Below are 17,765 nucleotides of genomic sequence, written 5' to 3'. Positions count from 1 at the left end.
CGCGTTCAGTCCGCTAAATGCGCTGACAACGCATTTAGCGGACTGAACGCGGATCAGGAAGGCCAAGCGCCGCGCTCCCGAAGCACTTCACGCAGCAGATCCGGCCGGTCCGTCACGATCCCGTGCACCCCCAGATCCAGCAACAGCCGCATCTCCGCCGGATCGTCCACCGTCCATGTGTGCACCTCGAAACCCCCACGCGTCGCCTGCCGCAGGAACGCCCGGTCCACCACCTTCAACCGCCCCTGCCGCACCGGCACCTGAGCCATCGCACCCCGCGACAACGCGCGCAACGACACCAACGGCAAGAACCCGTTCGCCCACATCACCGCCACCGAACGCGGCCCCATCGCGGTCACCAGCTTCGGCCCTGCGAGCTTCCGGATCCGCGCCAGCCGCGCGTCCGAGAACGACGCCGCCGCCACCCGGTCGTAGGCCCCGGTCCGCTCGATCACTCGCACGAAGGGCGCGACCGCCTCGTTCGACTTCACATCGATGTTGAACCGCGCCTCCGGCAACTCCTCGAGGACGTCCTCCAGTCGCGACAACGGCACACGTCCACCGACCTTGACCGTCCGCAACTGAGCCCACGTCTGCCGGGAGATCAACCCCGCGCCGTCCGTGGTCCGGTCCAACGACGCGTCGTGATGAACGACCACCACACCGTCCGACGTCGCGTGCACGTCCGTCTCCAGATAGCGATAACCCTCCGTCACCGCCTGCCGGAAGGCGGGCAACGAATTCTCCAGTCCTTCCAGGTCACCGAGGTGCCAGCCCCGATGGGCGAAAGCACGCGGGAGCGGGTCGGCGAGATACGGGAACAGTGTCGGCACCCCACTAGTGTGCACTTCGGTCGTGGCCCCGGCATGATCGCCGGATGGCCAGCTAGGGTCAGACCCGTGAGGGAAGTGGCCGAACACCCGAAGACGTCCGCCGAAGAGGTGTCCGAGCTACGCCGCGCCGGAGCACCCAAACACTGCGGATGGTGCGGCCGACGGCTCGAACAAGGCGGCAACGTCGGCAGGCGCCGCCGCTACTGCGGGCAATCCTGCCGCCAGCGTGCCTACGAACGCCGCACCGCCCTCCAGCGCAGCGGCCTTCCCGAAGATGCCGTCGTCCTCTCCGACACCGAGATCGCCACTCTGCAGGACAGGCTCTTCCAGCTCCGCTGCGCCGCCGAAGACGTCGTCACCGCGGCCGACGATGGCGCTTCCGTCGCCGAACTCCGTGGCCTCGCGGGCGAAATCGCCCAAGCCGCCAAGGACCTCGAACAACTCCGCTGAGCTACACGATCCCGTCCAGCGCCCGGTACGTCCGGTTGCTCGCGGCCGCCGCACGCTGCTCACGCCCCGTCGCCTCGATGTAGTTCTGACTGGTCGCGAGGCTCGCGTGCCCCAGCAGAGCCATGATCTCCGACGCCGTCGCGCCGTCCTCCGCCAGCCGTGTCGCGAAGGTGTGCCGCAACGCGTGGAGGTTCGCCCCGACCGGTACGCGGTCGTGCAGGCCGGCCCACCGGTAGCAGGACTTGACCAGGTACTCCAGCGCACCGCGGCCGATCGGCTCGCCGGCACGATCCCGGAGGAGGGGAGTGGAGGGCCCGAACCGCTGCTGGGGGAACCGGCGACGGCAGGAGGCCAGATACTCTTCGATGATCTTCTCCATGATCGGCTGCACCGGGATCGACCGGTCGCGGCTTCCCTTGCCATGGACGTGCAGCCGCATCTCGCCCTGACGGCCGACCAGCGACCGCGCGGTCAGTGCCCGCATCTCCGCGGCGCGCAGCCCGGCGACCAGCCCCAGCGCGATCACCAGGACGTCCCGCTCGGGCCACGGATCCCGCGTCCGGCGCGAGCCGTCGGCGGCGGCCGCGAGCAACTGCTCCGGGGTTTCCTCACCCCGCAACGGTTTCGGCGTCAGCGGAGGCGCCTTCGGCCGCGCGACCGCGCCCATCGGATTGCCCGCGAGCAACCCGTCGGACACGCAGAAAGTGAGGAACTGATTCCAGGTCGACCAGGCGCGGAGCACCGAACTCTTCGCGTGGGTGTCCGCGAAGGCACCGAAGGCGTTACGGAGTGCCTGCGCGGTGAGCATCTCGACGGTGAGTTCGTCAGGGGAGCGGCCCAACTCGCGGAGCAGAAGAGCGGTGATGCCGGCGAGGTCGCGGCGGTAGGCGTCGGTGGTGTGAGGAGAATCCTTACGGGGACGACGTGCGGCGAAAAAGGCTTGCTGTGCCTCGGAAACCCTCATGAACATCTTGTACCGCATGGCACCGACAGTCTTACAGTGGGTTATATTCTGTTTCATGCATAATAGTGATTATGCATGAAACAGAGTGACGGATCCGGAAACCCCTCACGGGGGATCTCGGTTCGCTCGCCGCCCTTCGGGCGTCACGACCGGGTCGCTCTTGTGTGTGTTCTGAGCGAATCGGTGCATGCCGCCTGGGCGACGACTGAAGCCCGAGCCGTCGCCCAGGCTGGCTGACTAGCTGGCTCGAAGTGATCCATCCGAGCCGAGTGCCTCCGTTGATCATCTGCAGCCCCCGGAGCCCATATTGATTCGTCACAGTGACGTATTGGGGCTGGGTGATCGGACATCCGTTTCGCGTCCCCGGGGGCGCCTTGGGTCGGCACAGGAGATCCGCGGCCTGGAGGCCCTGGGGGCTGAAGGGAGCCATGCCCGCATCTGACGCGGCGAGGGGCGCCTTCACTGCATGACATGCGGCGAAGGACGCTTTCAGCCCACCCTTGGGGCCCCTCTCGACCAACGTTATCCAGGTCGGCCAAAGTGCCGATAATGTACATTATGTCAAGTAAGTCTCTGCGCAGGTGTCGCGGCCCCTCACCCACAAGCCCCTGATGCGACTCGGCGGCAGTCCTAGGTCGTGATCGGACATCGACAGGTTCACGCCCTGGCGCCTGCCAACTCGTCGGGCGACCTCGGATCCGCTACACCCCCGACCGATCGGCACGAGATACGCAGACTTACCGGTAAAGACCGCTCGCCCGTTGCGATGGAAGCTCCGTAAGTCTAGGCTTACGGTTCGTGGGCACTTACCGAATATCTGACGCCACGTGGAGCGCGTTCGGGGATCCGAGTCGGCGCGCGATCATCGAGTGCCTCGCCGAGCGGCCGCAGTCCGTCCGTGAACTCGCCGACCAGCTGCCCATCAGCCGACCAGCGGTATCCCAGCACCTCAAGGCCCTCAAGGTCGCGGGGCTGGTCACCGACCGCCCTGTCGGTACCAAGCGCATCTACCGGCTCAATGCGACAGCCGTGGGCGCTTTGCGCGATCAGCTCGACACCTACTGGAGCCGCGCGCTGTCCGCCTACAAGGACGCCGTCGAACAACCCGAAGGAGACAAGCAATGACCCAGGCAACGAGCCCGGTGGTCCGCAAGGAGATCGTGGTGAACGCCCCGATCGAACGGGCCTTCATCGTTTTCACCGAGCGGTTCGGCGACTTCAAGCCCCCCGAGCACAATCTCCTTCAGGTCGAGATCGTCGAGACGGTGTTCGAACCCCACGTCGGTGGCCACATTTTCGACCGCGGGGCCGATGGCAGCGAGTGCAGGTGGGCTCGAATTCTCACCTACGATCCCCCGCATCACGTCGTCTTCAGCTGGGACATCAGCCCTCAATGGCAAATTGAACGCGACCACGAGCACACGAGTGAGGTCGAGGTTCGCTTCATCGCCGAAGCCGCGCACCGCACGCGGGTGGAACTCGAACACCGCAAGCTGGACCGCCACGGACCGGACTGGAAAGCCGTCAGCGACGGCGTGGGAGGCGATGCCGGCTGGCCGCTGTACTTGACCCGCTATGCCCAGCTGCTGGCCGGGGTCCGCTGATGGCGACATCGGGGCTTACCGGCGACACGATGTCACCCCCTCGAAAGCCTTTGCAGCGTAAGAGCGATGTGCTCGAGTTGCTGCGTTCGGAAACCACCGCGTGGTTGGCAACGGGCGATACCGACGGCCCACATCTCGTCCCGCTCCTGTTCCACTACAACGGCGAGGTGCTCACCTTCGCGACCTTCGCGAACAGCCGAACGGTGACCAACGTGGCCGCGACCGCACGAGCGCGAGCAGCCATCGGCCAGCACTACGACGTGGTCATGATCGACGGCTCGATGGAGATCATCGAGCCCGACGCGATTGATCCGGCCATCGCCGACCCGTTTGCTTCCCTGCTACGCGGTGGCCCTGACCCGCGGCATACACCCGGATTCGTCTACCTCCAGCTCACTCCGACTCGGGTACAAGCATGGCGCTCGTTCGCCGAGCTCCGTGGCAGGACACTGATGAACTCCGGCCGATGGCTGGTCTGACCGTGGACGCGCGGCCTGGTGTGGTTCGATGCCGTGGTGGTGCCTACTGAAGCCGACCTTGCGGACGCGTTGACCACGGCAACTCGTGCGGCTGTCACTGACCTGTTTCGCGACAACCCCGGCCACACGTTCTACTACCTCACGCTGACCACGCCAGGCGAGGCGTTCGGCCCGGCGCTGTCGGCGTGGTCTCGCGAGGCACTGGCACAGCGAGCGGACGCCGCCGAAGTTCGCTACTCCTACGCGGATTCCCCGTTTTCGATTGTGGGCGAGGAATACCTGACCCCGGTCCGCGAGATGTTCGCCGCCCGGCCGGAGGTGTTCGACATCGCCGACGACGACGCATCAGAGGCGGAGTTCGAGCTTCGGCTGCGCGCGATGGAGACCGCGTTGCGCAGGCTGGCCGACGAAGGGCTGTTCGGTGTCGGCGAGGCTCGCGCGAACGTGCTGGTCCTGGTCGAGGTCGTTCCTGACGATGAGGACAACGTGGCCCGGGCTCGTCGGCTCAACCCACCCGGACCGGCGCTGGATGCTTGGTTGACCTACTGGGCCTGAATCTTGCCGCGAATATCCGACACAGGGTGTCGTGTATTCGGTGGAATGCTCGCGCTTCACCGAATACACGGAGGGCATGCGAAATCTCATGGGGTCTCGACTCAACCCGTACATCAGGTACAACGGGAACGCACGGCAGGCGATGGAGTTCTACCACCAGGTACTCGGCGGCAAGCTGGAGATCGGCACGATCGCGGACTTCGGTTCACCGGACTCCCCTGACGCCGACAAGGTCATGCACGCCGAGCTCGTCACCTCGCACGGATACACGCTGATGGCGTGTGACGTCGATGGCCAGATCGAGGACGTGCCGCACTCCCCTGGCAACAATGTCGCGGTCTACCTAGGTGGCGACGGCGAGCTGCGCGACCATTTCGAGAATTTGTCCGTCGGCGGCACCGTGACCATGCCACTGGAGAAGCAGGTGTGGGGTGACGAGGCCGGCGCGCTCGTGGACAAGTTCGGGATCACCTGGATGGTCAACATCGCGAACGCTGCTTCGGGTCGGGAGGGGCCAGACGCCGGGTGACCCGGTCGAACAGTTCCACCAGTGGCTCGCTGATGTCCCGGCCGAACTCCGTCAGCCCGCAGGGACTGGGCGAGCATCTTCTCGGTGATACCCGCGCGCCGCGGTCGTTCGCCGATTGGGCCGCGAGGAACGTCGCCGCGTTCCGCTGACGGGTTCGCGCTAGGGTCGTCCTTCGAAAGCGAACCTGGGGGTTGCCGAGATGCGTGTCGATCCGTCCAACGAGCGGATGCTGAAGGCGTGGGACGGTGATGACGGCGCTCTTTGGGCGAAGCGTGCGCAGCGGTTCAACGACGGTGTCGCCGCTTATCGCGACACGTTCTTCGCCGCGGCCGGCATCAGACCGACTGACAACGTCCTCGACGTCGGTTGCGGTGCGGGTCAGACGACGCGGGACGCCGCACGGTTCGCCGGCCGCGGTTCCGCGCTGGGTGTCGATCTCTCTGGTGAGATGCTGGCTCTCGCTCGTCGGCTCGCCGGGGAGGAAGGCGTTCCCAATGTCTCTTTCGCACAGGTGGACGCGCAGATCCATCCGTTCGCCGAAGCGCGGTTCGATGTGGTGATCAGCAGGCATGGGTCGATGTTCTTCGGTACTCCCCTGGCTGCGTTCTCCAACTTGGCCAGGGCGACCCGGCCTGGTGGCCGTCTGGTGCTGCTGACGTGGCAACCGTTGCGGCTCAACGAGTGGATCACCACGTTCCGGACGATCTTCGCGGCCGGTCGTGAGGTGCCGTCGTCGGATCTCGCGCTGAGCGACCCGGCCGAGATCGAGAGGTTGCTGGTCTCGGCCGGGTACTCCGAGGTCCGGTGCACCGCGGTGGACAAGCCGATGTACTTCGGTCAGGACGTGGATGATGCGGCCGAGTTCATCGTCGAGCAGCACGGTGGTCGGTTGAGCGATCTGGATGGGGCCACGCGTGCCGCGGCCGTGGCCGCTTTGCGGGCTGATCTCGCCGAGCACCAGACCGACCGAGGTGTTTTCTACGGCTCGGCGGCCTGGCTCGTCGAGGCCCGGCGCCCTTGAGCTACTGCTTGCGGGCGATCAAGTAGGCCTGTGGTGTGCTTTCGAACTCCTCCGACGGTTCGCGGACGAGGGTGGAGAGCATGCTGAACTTCGCCTCCCCCAGCTGCTCGGTGATCTTCTCGGGCGACAGGCGGTAGGCGTCGCAGGAGATGTCGTGCCCGTACGCGTGCTCGATGTGGCGTACTTCGTCGCCGACCTGGAAGGCCACGAGCAGGTGGCCGCCCGGGGCCAGGATCCGGTGGAAGTCGGCGAAGATCTCCGGCAGCCGCTCGCGTGGAGTGTGGATGATCGAGTACCACGCGACGACGCCGGCCAATGTGCCGTCCTCAATGGACAATCCGGGCATCTCTCCGACCTGGAAGTCCAGGTGTGGGTACCACTTCCGGGCGACGGCGACCATTTCCGGCGAGAGGTCGACGCCGTGGACGTCGAGCCCGAGCTGGTGGAGGTACTCGGTGATGCGGCCGGGTCCGCAGCCGATTTCGGCGACACGGCCGCCGCCGGCGGCCTGGACGAGTTCGGCGTAGGCGCCGAGCACCGCTCGGTCCCAGGTGGATCCGGCGAGGTGGTCGCGGAGGAGCTCGGCGTAGTCGGCCGCGACCGTGTCGTAGGCGGTGCGGGTGGTTCGGAGGTAGTCGGTCACGGCGGCGACCTTAGCCGCGGGCACCGACAACAATCGTCGCGTACAGGTCGTCGTCGGTGATCACTTCGGGGGTCAATCCGTTGTGCGCCATGGCTTCTGCGGTGCTCGCGGCCTGGTTTTCGCCGGTTTCGATCAGCAGGTGCCCGCCCGGCGCGAGCCATTGTGGGGCTTCGGCGGCGACGCGGCGGTGGACGTCGACACCGTCGTGCCCGCCGTCGAGGGCGACGCGGGGTTCGTGGTCGCGTGCTTCGGGCGGCATCATCGCGATGGCGTCGGTGGGGACGTACGGGGCGTTGACGACCAGGATGTCGACGCGGCCTCGTAGCGTCGCGGGTAGTGGCGTGTAGAGGTCGCCTTCGAAGACCTCTCCCCTGGCTTGGGCGACGTTGATGCGGGCGCAGCGGACGGCGGCGGGCTCGATGTCGGCCGCGTAGAGCCGGATGTCGCCGAGTTCGGCGGCGATGGCCGCGCCGAGCGCGCCGGTGCCGCAGCAGAGGTCGAGGACGACCGCGCCTGGTGCGGCAAGGGTGGTGGCGTGGCGGACGAGGAGTTCGGAGCGTTGCCGCGGCACGAAGACGCCGGGTTCGACGGTGATGCGCAGGCCGTGGAATTCGGCCCAGCCGAGGATGACTTCGAGCGGTTCGCCGTCGACGCGCCGTTGGACCATGGTGTCGAGTTCGGCCGGGGTGTGGGCTGCGGCGGTGAGGAGCCCGGCTTCGTCTTCGGCGAAGACGCATCCGGCGGCCCGGAGCCTGTCGATGACGGTCACTGGTCTCGCAGTCTGGTGAGGATTCCGTCGAGTGCGTGGCGGACGGTGTCGGGGACGCCGTTCGTGCGCAGGTCGGTGAGGAATTGTTCGTTGAGTCCACCGGGGGTCATGTGTTTGCCGGTGAGGGTTTCGAGGGAGCCGCTCTGCTGGACGAGGGCGTGTCCGAGCTGGCCGAAGATGTGCCGGGTGAAAGTGGTCGCCGTGGTGTCTTCGATGCCTTGGTCGGTCATCCAGGCGGCGATGGTGCCGAGGTAGTCGAGGTGGGCGGCGAAGGTGGCCGTGGCGCCGCTGAAGACGTCGAGGTCCTTCTCGGCGGCGGGGACGACGCTGCCGCCGATGCTGTCGAAGAGCGCTCGGGCTTCAGGGTTGTCGGGGTACATCGCGGTGAGGCTTTGGCGGCGTGCGGCCGGGGGCAGCGGAATGCTCCGGACGACTTCGCGGGCAGGCGCGGCCCAGTCACGCAACCGGTCGAGGGGGACGCCGGCGAGGGCGCTGATCAGGACGTGATCGGGCCGGAAGGTGAGGTCTCGGAGGACTTCCTCGGCGATCGGCGGGCGGACGGCGAGGACGATCGTCGCGGCGCTGTCGAGGACGGCTTGGTTGCTGTCGCGGACTTGGACGTTGGCGAAGCGTGCCGAGAGTTCTTGGCCGACGCTGCGGCTGCGGGGTGAGAGGAAGATCGAGGGCGGGTCGGTGATGTCCTTGCTGAGGCCTTCGACGATGGCGGCGGTGATCTCGCCCGCGCCGACGAATCCGTAGTCCATGGTCAGGCTCCCGTGTGGCCGTCGACGCGTTCGCGGATGAGGTCGGCGTGGCCGTTGTGGCGGGCGTATTCGCCGATCATGTGGAGGTAGAGCATGCGCAGCGAGAACGGGTTCCCGCCGAGGTCGAAGGTGTCGTCGAGGGATCCTTCGGCGGCGGCTTCGTCGGCCAGCCGGATCTCTTCGAGGAGGATGTCGTAGGCCTCTTCGGCTTGGGTGGCGTCGAGGACTTCGAAGTCGTGGTCCTTGCCGAGGGCGGGGTCGTAGAGGGGGTCGATGTCCTGTGCGGCGTAGCGCAGGCGGAACCAGAAGCGTTCGACCTTGGCGAGGTGCCGGATGAGGCCGAGGAGGGTCATGTTCGACGGCGGGACCGACGCCGTGGCGAGCTGTTCTCCGGTGAGGCCGGCGAGTTTGTGGAGGAAGGTGCTGCGGTGCCAGGCCAGCAGGGAGGGCAGGAGGGTTCGTTCGTCGGCGGCGGTGTCGCCGGACGGCCGGGTGACCTCGGGGGCGGTCCATGTCATAGCGGCGATCATGCCATCGGGTGACGTGGGGTTCGGGGTGTGCCCGCTGGGGTGAGCGGCGTCACGTGGAGGCTGCTGAATCCTTTTGCGAGGGTCGCGGCTCTTGTAGGGGCCGGGACAAGCTCGGCGCAGGAGGAGGTTGTCGTGGAGGCCGAGTGGCCGAGGGAGTCGTTGATCGTGGCGGCGCAGGGCGGGGACGCGTCCGCCATCGCGGCTTTGGTCTCGGGTTCCCATCCGCATGTGCAGCGGTTCGCGCGGTCGTTGTGTGCTTCGCCGGAGGACGCGGAGGATTCGGCGCAGGAGGCGCTGATCATCCTGTACCGGAAGATCGGCACGCTGCGTGCCACGGGTGCGCTCGCGTCGTGGATGTTCCGGATCGTGCGCAACGAGTGCCTTCGGCGGGCGCGCCGGGTGGTGCGTGGTGCGGATCCGGCGGATTCCGTCGCGATGGTGTCGGCCGAGGAAGACGCGTTGGATCGGCTGGAGGCGCAGCGGGTGGCGGCGGCGATCGCCGAGTTGCCCGCTGACCAGCGTCGCGTCTTGATCATGCGTGACATCCAGGGCCATTCGGGCCGGGCGGTCACCGACGCGCTCGGTTTGAGCACGGCCGCGATGAAGTCCCGGTTGCACCGTGCGCGGGCGACGGTCCGTGTGCTTCTCGACAACCCTGCTTCCTGACCTTCCGTTGAGGAGTTTTGATGCTCGAAATCGGTTCCACGGTCCCTGACGTCGCGTGGGAGGACACGACAGGGCAGGTCGTGCGGCTTTCGGAGTTCCGCGGTACGGCAAGCGTGCTGATCTATTTCATGCGCTCGACCACGTGTCCTGTGTGCGCCGGCCATGTGAAGGACCTGGCGGCGCGGTCGGAGGAGCTGGCGGCCGCCGGTGTGCGTGTGCTGGTGGCGGTTCCCGAGTGCCGGGTGGAGGCCAAGGCGTGGCGGGCGAAGCGCGGATTGTCGCTCCGGGTGGTCTCGGGCGGGGACGGCACGCCGCATGAGGCGTTCGGGCTGGCGAAAAAGATGCTGCAGCAGTCGGGCAGTGTGCTGATCGACCGGGACGGGGTGGTCCGGTACGCGCACGCGGCGACCATGCCGACCAGTGCCTACGACAAGAAGGGCATCGCCAAAGCGGTGGAGGAGCTCGCCAGGGTGCGTTGACTGAAGGTGTGAATCAGTGCTTCACTTCTTGAGTGCCGTATCGCCGTACACCGAAGGTCCAGGAGCGCCTGGACGCCCAGCGTGACGCCGTCCTCGCCGCCGCCATGGAGCAATTGGCCGAGCGCGGGTACGCGGGCTGCTCGGTGTCGGCGGTCGCCGAACGGGCCGGGGTGGCGGTCGGGAGCGTGTACCGCCACTACCCCACCAAGGCCGCCTTGGTGGTGGAGTTGTTCCGCAAGGTCGTCACGCGTGAGGTCGAGGCTGTGCGCGAGGTGTCGGAGCGGCCCGGCACGCCTGCCGAGCGGGTCGTGGCGGTCTTCGACACCTTCGCGAGCCGGGCGCTGAAGACGCCGCGGATGGCGTACGCGCTGCTGGCCGAGCCCGTCGACGCGCCCATCGAGGCCGAGCGGCTGGTGTTCCGGCGTGCCTTCCGCGACGTCGTGGCCCAGCACGTGGCCGACGGCGTCCGGTCCGGGGTGCTGCCGGCCCAGGACGCGGACGTCACCGCGGCGGCGCTCGTCGGGGCCGCCGCCGAGGTGCTGATCGGCCCGTTGACCACCGGCAGCGCGGACGAGGTGTCCGGGCTGCGCACTTTCGTGTTGCGTTCCTTAAGAGGTTCCGATGCCGAGCACTCATGAGGTCACCAATCAGGTCCCGCCGCTGGCGGACTACGACGTCGCCGCCGATCCGGCCTTGCTGGAGGGGCTGGAGCGGGCGGGCGCCGGGTGGGCGGTGGCCGAGATGCACTCCCTCGGCAGGCTCGCCGGGAGTGAGCACGTTCAGGAGTGGGGCAGGCTGGTCAACGAGAACGAGCCGGTGCTGCGGACGCACGACCGGGTCGGGCACCGGATCGACGAGGTCGAGTTCCACCCGCACTGGCACGATCTCATGGACGTCGCGGTGTCCTATGGGCTGCACGCGGCGCCGTGGCGGGATTCCCGGCCGGGCGCGCACGCGGCGCGGGCGGCGAAGATGTACGTCTGGGGCCAGGTCGACGCGGGGCACACGTGCCCGATTTCGATGACGTACGCGGCGGTCCCGGCGTTGCGGTTCAATCCCGAGCTGTCCGCGCGGTACGAGCCGCTGCTGGCGGCGACGGAGTACGACTTCGGATTGCGTGAGCCGAGTTCCAAGCGTGGGCTCATCGCCGGGATGTCGATGACGGAGAAGCAGGGCGGTTCCGACGTCCGGGCGAACACGACCACGGCGCGGCCGCTCGGTGACGGCAGCTATGTGATCGTCGGGCACAAGTGGTTCACCTCGGCGCCGATGTCGGACATGTTCCTGACGCTGGCGCAGGCGCCGGGCGGGTTGTCGTGTTTCCTGCTCCCCCGGGTCCTGCCGGACGGCACGCGCAACGGGATCCGGTTGCAGCGGCTGAAGGACAAGCTGGGCAACCGGTCCAACGCGTCGTCGGAGATCGAGTACGACGACGCGATCGGCTGGCTGATCGGCGAGGAAGGCCGCGGGGTGCGCACCATCATCGAGATGGTCAACAACACCCGGCTGGACTGCGCGGTCGGGAGCGCGTCGGGCATGCGGTACGGCGCCGTGCGGGCGATCCACCACGCCCGGCATCGGAGCGCGTTCGGGGCGAATCTGGTGGATCAGCCGCTGATGGGCAACGTGCTGGCGGACCTCGTCGTGGAATCCGAGGCGGCGACGACGGTCGGGATGCGGCTCGCGTCGGCGACCGACCGGCCGGAGGACGAGCAGGAGCAGGCGTTCCGTCGGCTGGGGCTGGCGGTGACGAAGTACTGGGTGTGCAAGCGCGGCCCGTCGCACGCGGTGGAGGCGCTGGAATGCCTCGGCGGGAACGGGTACGTCGAGGAGTCGGGGATGCCGCGGCTCTACCGTGAGGCTCCGCTGATGTCGATCTGGGAGGGTTCGGGCAACGTCGCGGCGCTGGACGCGTTGCGGGCGATGGCGAAGCAGCCGGAGTCGGTGGCGGCGTATTTCGCGGAGGTCGAGCAGGCGGCCGGCGCCGACACGCGGCTGGACGACGCGGTGGGCAGGCTGCGCAAGGAACTGACGGATCTGTCGGACATCGAGTACCGGGCGCGGCGGCTGGTCGAGTCGATGGCGCTCGTGCTGCAGGGTTCGTTGCTGGTGCGGCACGGGACCCCGGCGGTGGCCGACGCGTTCTGCGCGTCGAGGCTTGGTGGCGACTGGGGTGTCGCGTTCGGGACACTTCCGTCCGGAGTGGACACGCGGGCGATCATCGCCCGCGCGGAGGTTTGAGATACTCGGAGTGCCGGCCTTCCACGGTGACGGCTCAGTGACCGTGCCCCGATCATGAGGTGCTGGGAAGGCCTGTGAGTCCTTGCCCAAGTCGGCGGTTTCACCGTCGTTTTCTCGCATTTCGGACTCTCGGTGCCCGCATGACCACGTGCTGCGGCGGTCCGCCCGCTTCCCCCGGTCGGACCGCCGCCGAGCACTGCGAACAGCCGCAGGATTGCGGAATTCGGGTGCATGCAAGGGCTCGCGCTTCGGCTACGTTCGTCGGTCATGGTCGATCGCCGAAGATGCCTGGCCCTGGTCCCCTTGGCGCTGTTCGCCGCCGGTTGCGCGGCGCCGGAGCCGACGCCGATCTTCGCCGCGACGAGTTCGAGGCCTTCGGTGGGGAGCGGGCCGATGATGGAGGCGGCGGCCCCGTCCGGAACGCCGTTCATCGCGGTGGACGGGCGGAATCTGAAGGCCTGCTCGGACGGGGAGTGTGAGGTGCTGGTCCGGACCGGCGACCAGATCCCCAACGACGGTGGCGCCGGCCCGCTCGCGGTCACGGTCCAGGCCGGGAAGGTGGGTCTCGCCCCGGCTTCCGGCGGGATGGGCGGGGCGGTGTCGGGCCCGCCGGGGATGGTGCACCAGATCAACCGGCAGGCGATCGCCGTGGTCGCGGTGCAGGGTGACGAGGGGATCGTCCGGCTCGACCGGAAATAGTCCTGTACCTACTAGTATGTACGGCATGCATGCGATGCAGTACGAGATCACCCTCCCCGCCGACTACGACATGGGCGTCATCCGCGAACGCGTCGCCACGCGCGGACATCTGCTCGACGACTTCGGCGGCCTGGGGCTGAAGGTCTACGGGATCCGTGAGCGCGGCGTCGACGGCTCGACGCTGAACCAGTACTCGCCCTTCTACCTGTGGCACGACGAGGCCGGGATGAACGCCTTCCTGTTCGGCGGCCCGTTCAGCGGCATCGTCGAATCCTTCGGGCGTCCCGCCGTGCAGCACTGGACCGTGCTCGGTTTCGAGGAGGGACCCGCGTTCGGCACTCCTCCGGTCGCAGCGGGAAAGCACGTCGTGCGAATCCCCGACGAGACCGACCCGGTCGTGTTCCTCGGCGAGGCTCTCGACGAACTTCGCGAACACCTGCGCCAAGACGGCGCGCATTCGGGCGCGCTCGCCGTCGACCCGCGGACCTGGCAGGTCATCCGCTACAGCCTGTGGACCGGTGAGGCGCCGGAGTCGGACGAGATCCGGTACCAGATCCTCCACCTGTCCTCGCCGCACCTGGATCAGCTGCGGCGAGGACGGCAGTGGGATCAGCCGAGCAACGCGGCGAACAGCGCGCCGGGATCGGCTTCGGGCGGACCAGCGGGCCACTGATCCCGGTACGGATACCAGAGCCCGTCCTTGCCCAGCCGCACCTGCACGCCGGTGCCGTGGACGGTGCAGTGGTTGCGTTCGACGTCCAGCCCCTGGCCGGGGTCGTCCACGACCTCGGCCAGGGCGGCCCGTGCCCGGCCCATCGCCTGCGGCGGCGGGGTCCACGCGGTCTCCAGGACGTCGAGGCCGGCCCGGCCACCGTGCCGCCAGGCCTGCACCGCGCGATCGAAGTCCTCGCCGTTCTCGGCCGGGCGCAGCCTGTCGGCGGCCTCCGGACGCGTCGCGGCCAGGCGGACGGCGTCCTGTTTGCGGGTGAACTTCGGTTGCGACGTCAGCAGCGCACCGGCCGTCTGGCTCGCGTTGGCGATCAGCAGGGCGAAGGCCTCGGCCGGGATATCGGGCGCGCCCGGCACGGTCGGGCCTCCGGTGGGCGCGAACCCGTCGAGATCCGGCAACGGACCCGGCTCGTCGGCGTACGCGCGCTCGGCCGGGACTTCGTCGTCCCCCGTCCGCACGAACCGAGGCGCGTTGCGCCGCTGCAATTCGTCGAGCAGTTCCCGCTCCCCCTTGCCCCGCATCAGCAGCAGCACGAAGGGATCCGCGTCGAGCAGCCACGAGGCCTGGAACGACAGCGCCGCGGCGTGACGGCACGGCAACTCCCAGCCGGGGCAGTCACAGTCGGGATCGAGGTCACCGATCCCGGGCAGCAGATGCACCCCGGCGTCGTCGGCGGCCTCGACGAGGTCGTGCGGCATGTCCCGGTCCAGCAACGCGGCGAGATGTCCGGCACGCGAGGCGACCCGGTCGAGGAACCGGTCCCACTCGTCGCCGGTCAGCTCCGCGAGACGGACCTCGGTGCGGTACTGGCCCTCCTGGTCGTCGACCACGGCGGCGATCCGCCCCGGGCTGACCGTGATCGGACCGACCCGGCCCGCCGCGGCGTACTTGCGGCCTTGTTTGAGCTGGCGCAGATCCAGCGCGGTGTCCTCCATCGCGCTGATCCACGCGCGGCCCCACCACGAGCGGGCGAACTGGCCGCGGCCGCCTTGGGCGCCGAAAGCGGGGAAACCGCGGACGCGGTCGTCTGGCGTGCTCATCGGCGGCTCCTCAACTCGACCAGATCGGCCAGCTCGGCGTCGGACAGTTCGGTCAGCGCGGCCTCGCCGCCGGCGAGCACCGCGTCGGCGAGCGCACGCTTCTCCCGCAGCATCGCCGCGATCCGGTCCTCGACCGTGCCCTCGGCGATGAGCCGGTGCACCTGCACCGGCCTGGTCTGCCCGATGCGGTAAGCGCGGTCGGTCGCCTGGTCCTCCACCGCGGGGTTCCACCAGCGGTCGTAGTGCACGACGTGATCGGCGCGGGTCAGGTTGAGCCCGGTCCCCGCCGCCTTGAGCGACAACAGGAACACCGGCACCTCACCGGCCTGGAACCGGCGCACGAGCTCTTCACGTTTGGGCACCGGGGTGCCGCCGTGCAGCAACTGCGTACCGATCCCACGCTGCGCGAGATGCCGTTCCAGCAGCCGCGCCATGGCCACGTACTGGGTGAACACCAGCACCGATCCGTCCTCGGCGAGGATCGTGCCCAGGAGCTCGTCGAGCAGTTCCAGCTTGCCCGACCGCCCGTCCAGCACCGCTTCCGACGGCTCCTTGAGGTACTGCGCGGGATGGTTGCAGATCTGCTTGAGCCCGGTGAGCAGCTTGACGATCCGGCCCCGGCGCGCGATGCCCTCACTGCCGGCGATCTCGGCCATCAGTTCGCGCACCGTCGCCTCGTACAGGGCCGCCTGCTCGGCGGTAAGCGTCACCGGCCGGTCGGTCTCGGTCTTGGGCGGCAGCTCCGGCGCGATCCCCGGATCGGACTTTCGGCGGCGCAACAGGAACGGGCGGACCAGCCGGGACAGGCTTTCCGCGGCTTCGGGGTCCTTTCCGGACTCGACCGGTTTCGCCCACACCCGGCGGAAGTCGGCCATGGTCCCGAGCAGCCCTGGTGTCGTCCAGTCCAGGATCGCCCACAACTCGGCGAGGTTGTTCTCCACCGGGGTGCCCGTCAACGCCACCCGCGCCGACGACGTCAGCGTCCGCAACGCCTTCGCCGTGCCCGAGCGGTGGTTCTTGACGTGCTGGGCCTCGTCGGCGACCAGCAGTCCCCAATGGACACTCCCCAGCGGTGCCGGGTCGGCACGGAGGGTGCCGTAGGTCGTGAGCACGAACCCTCCGTCGAGATCGTCGAGCGAGCGCTCGGTGCCATGGAACCGGCGCACCGGAACGCCGGGGGCGAACCGCGTGATCTCGCGTTCCCAGTTCCCCAGCAGCGAAGCCGGGCAGACGACCAGCGTCGGACCGTCCGCACGATGCAGGTGCAGCGAGATCAGCGTGATCGTCTTGCCCAGCCCCATGTCGTCGGCGAGACAGCCACCGAGCCCGATCGAGGTCATGGCGGTGAGCCACTGCAGGCCGCGCATTTGGTAATCGCGCAAGGTCGCGGCCAGCCCCGGCGGCGGTGCCTGCGGCTCCGGTGGCGCGAGCAGCCGTTCCCGCAACGCGGCGAGCCAGCCGTCGGTGAGGACGTCGACGCGTTCACCGTCGACCTCGGCCGTCCCGCTCAGGGCGGCGCCGAGCGCGTCGATCGGCGTGAGCGGCTTCAACGCGCGATCCCGCGCCTTCGCCGCCAGCGCCGGATCGACGAGCACCCACTGATCCCGCAACCGCACGACGGGACGGTGCGCTTCGGCCAGCGCGTCCATCTCGGCCGCGGTGAGCGGTGCGCCACCGAGGGCCAGCTGCCAGTCGAACTGCAGCAACGTGCCGCCTGCGAAGAACGACGGAAGGTCGGCAGGCGGCGCGGCACCACCACCGACGACGGCCTTCGCGCTCAGATCACGGACGAGATCGGCCGGCCAGTGCACGTCGATACCAGCCGTGGCCAGCAGAGGCGCGGCCGTGGTGAGCAGCTCGGTGATGTCGGTGTCACCGAGCCCGACCTCATCGGGCACTGCGGCGCTGAGCAGGGGCTCCAGCGGTGGCCACAGCTGGGCTGCGCGGCGCAGTGCCAACATGACGTCGATCCGCGCTCGCGGGCCGAACCGGTCGTCACCCGCCCAGAGCGCGGCGGCGTCGATCAGGACGCCAGGGTCGGCCAGACTGTGCACCTGGACGACGCCGCTGAAACGCCCGGTCGTGAAGTCGTCGCCCGGTGCCTCGATGCGCACCGAGACCCGGACACCGGAGTCCAGCCCTGCCGCGACCTCGGCCGCCCAGTCCCGCAACTGCGGGACACGATGCGCGGGCGCGGCGGCGAACGCCTTGACGCCCGCCGCCTGCGCGGCCGCGGGCGTGCGGGGAAGGGTGTCGGCCACGGCGTCGAGGAACGCGCGCAGCAGCGGATAACGCGCGGGGAGCAGGTTTCCCTCGCCCGGGATCGCTCGGGCCCGCGCCGGCATAGCTTCGGACAGTTCGCGCAGCCAAGTGGCGTCGGCGGGTTCCAGCGGGCCCGCGCGCCAGGCGTCCACATCGGACTCCGTGAGCCCGGGAAGCAGCCTGCCCGCCTCGGCGAGTTTCAACGCCGCCGTGGCCGCGGTGCTCCAGAAACGCGCGGAGGGATCGTCGCTCTCACGAAGCCGCAGCAGCGCGGGGAGCGCCTCGATCATCGGCAGCCGTACGCACGGCACCGTGGTGACCTCGGGGAGGGCGACTGTCACCTCCCCGGTCCCCGGCGTGTTCCCCTCGGCGTTCCAGAAGACGAATCCGCTGGTCCGAGGGGGATTCTTCGGTTCGAAAACGACACTGCCGAAACCGTCGTGAGACGCCACTCAACCCCAATCTCTGTACGGTGTACAGTTCAGGATAACACAACTCTGTACACTG

At 68.6% G+C, this 17,765-nt stretch carries 22 protein-coding genes; 14 read left to right on the top strand and 8 right to left on the bottom strand.

What is annotated here, in order from left to right; translation table 11 throughout:
• Positions 1-53 precede the first annotated feature (53 nt).
• A complete protein-coding gene (locus tag BLW75_RS03860) occupies positions 54-833 on the bottom strand; it encodes a glycerophosphodiester phosphodiesterase family protein (RefSeq protein ID WP_034320672.1) in 780 nt (259 codons plus the stop codon).
• Between the two features lie 66 nt (positions 834-899).
• Between BLW75_RS03860 and BLW75_RS03855 the strand changes: the two genes are divergently transcribed.
• Positions 900-1,283: a hypothetical protein gene (locus BLW75_RS03855; RefSeq protein ID WP_034320669.1), complete on the top strand. Its 384-nt coding sequence runs from the start codon at positions 900-902 to the stop codon at positions 1,281-1,283.
• Position 1,284: 1 nt separating this feature from the next.
• On the opposite strand, the gene BLW75_RS03850 is transcribed toward BLW75_RS03855, so the two are convergent.
• Entirely contained in the window at positions 1,285-2,265 is a 981-nt protein-coding gene (locus BLW75_RS03850; RefSeq protein ID WP_034320667.1) for a tyrosine-type recombinase/integrase, read from the bottom strand.
• A gap of 780 nt (positions 2,266-3,045) precedes the next feature.
• Between BLW75_RS03850 and BLW75_RS03845 the strand changes: the two genes are divergently transcribed.
• From BLW75_RS03845 to BLW75_RS03815, 7 genes are all read left to right on the top strand, one after another.
• A complete protein-coding gene (locus BLW75_RS03845; RefSeq protein WP_034320666.1) occupies positions 3,046-3,372 on the top strand; it encodes an ArsR/SmtB family transcription factor in 327 nt (108 codons plus the stop codon).
• Complete coding sequence (locus BLW75_RS03840; protein ID WP_034320663.1) at positions 3,369-3,851, top strand: SRPBCC family protein; 483 nt, start codon at positions 3,369-3,371, stop codon at positions 3,849-3,851. The genes BLW75_RS03845 and BLW75_RS03840 overlap by 4 nt, the downstream gene beginning before the upstream one ends.
• Positions 3,852-3,880: 29 nt before the next feature.
• Complete coding sequence (locus BLW75_RS03835) at positions 3,881-4,330, top strand: pyridoxamine 5'-phosphate oxidase family protein (protein ID WP_158005420.1); 450 nt, start codon at positions 3,881-3,883, stop codon at positions 4,328-4,330.
• Between the two features lie 18 nt (positions 4,331-4,348).
• Positions 4,349-4,885, top strand: coding sequence for a DUF4303 domain-containing protein (locus BLW75_RS03830; RefSeq protein ID WP_091596710.1), 537 nt, complete (start codon positions 4,349-4,351; stop codon positions 4,883-4,885).
• An 88-nt stretch (positions 4,886-4,973) separates the two neighbouring features.
• Entirely contained in the window at positions 4,974-5,414 is a 441-nt protein-coding gene (locus tag BLW75_RS03825; RefSeq protein WP_034320751.1) for a VOC family protein, read from the top strand.
• Positions 5,411-5,563, top strand: coding sequence for a hypothetical protein (locus BLW75_RS43125; protein ID WP_198935822.1), 153 nt, complete (start codon positions 5,411-5,413; stop codon positions 5,561-5,563). The genes BLW75_RS03825 and BLW75_RS43125 overlap by 4 nt, the downstream gene beginning before the upstream one ends.
• Before the next feature lie 50 nt (positions 5,564-5,613).
• Complete coding sequence (locus BLW75_RS03815; protein ID WP_034320656.1) at positions 5,614-6,435, top strand: class I SAM-dependent methyltransferase; 822 nt, start codon at positions 5,614-5,616, stop codon at positions 6,433-6,435.
• 1 nt (position 6,436) lies between these two features.
• Here BLW75_RS03815 and BLW75_RS03810 read toward each other — a convergent pair whose 3' ends face one another.
• From BLW75_RS03810 to BLW75_RS03795, 4 genes are read right to left on the bottom strand one after another with little or no spacing between them, the layout of a single operon-like run.
• Positions 6,437-7,078, bottom strand: a complete 642-nt coding sequence (locus tag BLW75_RS03810) for a class I SAM-dependent DNA methyltransferase (protein WP_034320748.1) — start codon at positions 7,076-7,078, stop codon at positions 6,437-6,439.
• 10 nt (positions 7,079-7,088) lie between these two features.
• A complete protein-coding gene (locus tag BLW75_RS03805; protein WP_034320653.1) occupies positions 7,089-7,847 on the bottom strand; it encodes a putative protein N(5)-glutamine methyltransferase in 759 nt (252 codons plus the stop codon).
• Positions 7,844-8,611, bottom strand: a complete 768-nt coding sequence (locus BLW75_RS03800) for an NAD(P)-binding domain-containing protein (protein ID WP_034320649.1) — start codon at positions 8,609-8,611, stop codon at positions 7,844-7,846. Before BLW75_RS03800 ends, BLW75_RS03805 begins: the two co-directional genes overlap by 4 nt.
• A 2-nt stretch (positions 8,612-8,613) precedes the next feature.
• Positions 8,614-9,129: a DinB family protein gene (locus BLW75_RS03795; RefSeq protein WP_034320646.1), complete on the bottom strand. Its 516-nt coding sequence runs from the start codon at positions 9,127-9,129 to the stop codon at positions 8,614-8,616.
• A gap of 144 nt (positions 9,130-9,273) precedes the next feature.
• On the opposite strand from BLW75_RS03795, the gene BLW75_RS03790 reads away from it, so the two are divergent.
• The 6 genes from BLW75_RS03790 to BLW75_RS03765 all read left to right on the top strand — a co-directional run bounded on the left by BLW75_RS03790 (position 9,274) and on the right by BLW75_RS03765 (position 13,899).
• Positions 9,274-9,807 carry an RNA polymerase sigma factor gene (locus tag BLW75_RS03790; RefSeq protein ID WP_034320643.1) on the top strand — a complete coding sequence of 178 codons (534 nt, stop codon included), beginning with the start codon at positions 9,274-9,276 and terminating at the stop codon, positions 9,805-9,807.
• A gap of 20 nt (positions 9,808-9,827) precedes the next feature.
• Entirely contained in the window at positions 9,828-10,286 is a 459-nt protein-coding gene (locus BLW75_RS03785; RefSeq protein WP_034320639.1) for a peroxiredoxin family protein, read from the top strand.
• 32 nt (positions 10,287-10,318) lie between these two features.
• Positions 10,319-10,924, top strand: a complete 606-nt coding sequence (locus BLW75_RS03780) for a TetR/AcrR family transcriptional regulator (protein ID WP_091596704.1) — start codon at positions 10,319-10,321, stop codon at positions 10,922-10,924.
• Entirely contained in the window at positions 10,908-12,527 is a 1,620-nt protein-coding gene (locus BLW75_RS03775) for an acyl-CoA dehydrogenase family protein (protein ID WP_034320635.1), read from the top strand. The genes BLW75_RS03780 and BLW75_RS03775 overlap by 17 nt, the downstream gene beginning before the upstream one ends.
• A 267-nt stretch (positions 12,528-12,794) precedes the next feature.
• The gene (locus BLW75_RS03770; RefSeq protein WP_091596851.1) at positions 12,795-13,226 is read left to right on the top strand and encodes a hypothetical protein; all 432 of its coding nucleotides are present in this window, start codon (positions 12,795-12,797) and stop codon (positions 13,224-13,226) included.
• A gap of 25 nt (positions 13,227-13,251) precedes the next feature.
• Positions 13,252-13,899 carry a DUF4865 family protein gene (locus BLW75_RS03765; RefSeq protein WP_034320745.1) on the top strand — a complete coding sequence of 216 codons (648 nt, stop codon included), beginning with the start codon at positions 13,252-13,254 and terminating at the stop codon, positions 13,897-13,899.
• Here the strand turns inward: BLW75_RS03765 and BLW75_RS03760 are convergent.
• Positions 13,836-14,996, bottom strand: coding sequence for an SWIM zinc finger family protein (locus BLW75_RS03760; protein ID WP_034320630.1), 1,161 nt, complete (start codon positions 14,994-14,996; stop codon positions 13,836-13,838). The genes BLW75_RS03765 and BLW75_RS03760 overlap by 64 nt on opposite strands.
• A complete protein-coding gene (locus tag BLW75_RS03755; protein WP_034320627.1) occupies positions 14,993-17,710 on the bottom strand; it encodes a DEAD/DEAH box helicase in 2,718 nt (905 codons plus the stop codon). The genes BLW75_RS03760 and BLW75_RS03755 overlap by 4 nt, the downstream gene beginning before the upstream one ends.
• Positions 17,711-17,765: the final 55 nt, after the last annotated feature.

The sequence above is a fragment of the Amycolatopsis lurida genome, from assembly GCF_900105055.1.
Taxonomy (GTDB): domain Bacteria; phylum Actinomycetota; class Actinomycetes; order Mycobacteriales; family Pseudonocardiaceae; genus Amycolatopsis; species Amycolatopsis lurida.
This window is presented reverse-complemented; position numbering and strand designations above follow the sequence as displayed.

What these genes read in the sequence shown, in the direction of transcription:
- BLW75_RS03850 (WP_034320667.1), bottom strand. Translation starts at nt 2,265, where the DNA reads ATGCGGTACAAGATGTTCATGAGGGTTTCCGAGGCACAGCAAGCCTTT.
- BLW75_RS03840 (WP_034320663.1), top strand. Translation starts at nt 3,369, where the DNA reads ATGACCCAGGCAACGAGCCCGGTGGTCCGCAAGGAGATCGTGGTGAAC.
- BLW75_RS03835 (WP_158005420.1), top strand. Translation starts at nt 3,881, where the DNA reads ATGTCACCCCCTCGAAAGCCTTTGCAGCGTAAGAGCGATGTGCTCGAG.
- BLW75_RS03825 (WP_034320751.1), top strand. Translation starts at nt 4,974, where the DNA reads ATGGGGTCTCGACTCAACCCGTACATCAGGTACAACGGGAACGCACGG.
- BLW75_RS03815 (WP_034320656.1), top strand. Translation starts at nt 5,614, where the DNA reads ATGCGTGTCGATCCGTCCAACGAGCGGATGCTGAAGGCGTGGGACGGT.
- BLW75_RS03800 (WP_034320649.1), bottom strand. Translation starts at nt 8,611, where the DNA reads ATGGACTACGGATTCGTCGGCGCGGGCGAGATCACCGCCGCCATCGTC.
- BLW75_RS03795 (WP_034320646.1), bottom strand. Translation starts at nt 9,129, where the DNA reads ATGACATGGACCGCCCCCGAGGTCACCCGGCCGTCCGGCGACACCGCC.
- BLW75_RS03785 (WP_034320639.1), top strand. Translation starts at nt 9,828, where the DNA reads ATGCTCGAAATCGGTTCCACGGTCCCTGACGTCGCGTGGGAGGACACG.
- BLW75_RS03775 (WP_034320635.1), top strand. Translation starts at nt 10,908, where the DNA reads ATGCCGAGCACTCATGAGGTCACCAATCAGGTCCCGCCGCTGGCGGAC.
- BLW75_RS03770 (WP_091596851.1), top strand. Translation starts at nt 12,795, where the DNA reads ATGGTCGATCGCCGAAGATGCCTGGCCCTGGTCCCCTTGGCGCTGTTC.
- BLW75_RS03765 (WP_034320745.1), top strand. Translation starts at nt 13,252, where the DNA reads ATGCATGCGATGCAGTACGAGATCACCCTCCCCGCCGACTACGACATG.
- BLW75_RS03760 (WP_034320630.1), bottom strand. Translation starts at nt 14,996, where the DNA reads ATGAGCACGCCAGACGACCGCGTCCGCGGTTTCCCCGCTTTCGGCGCC.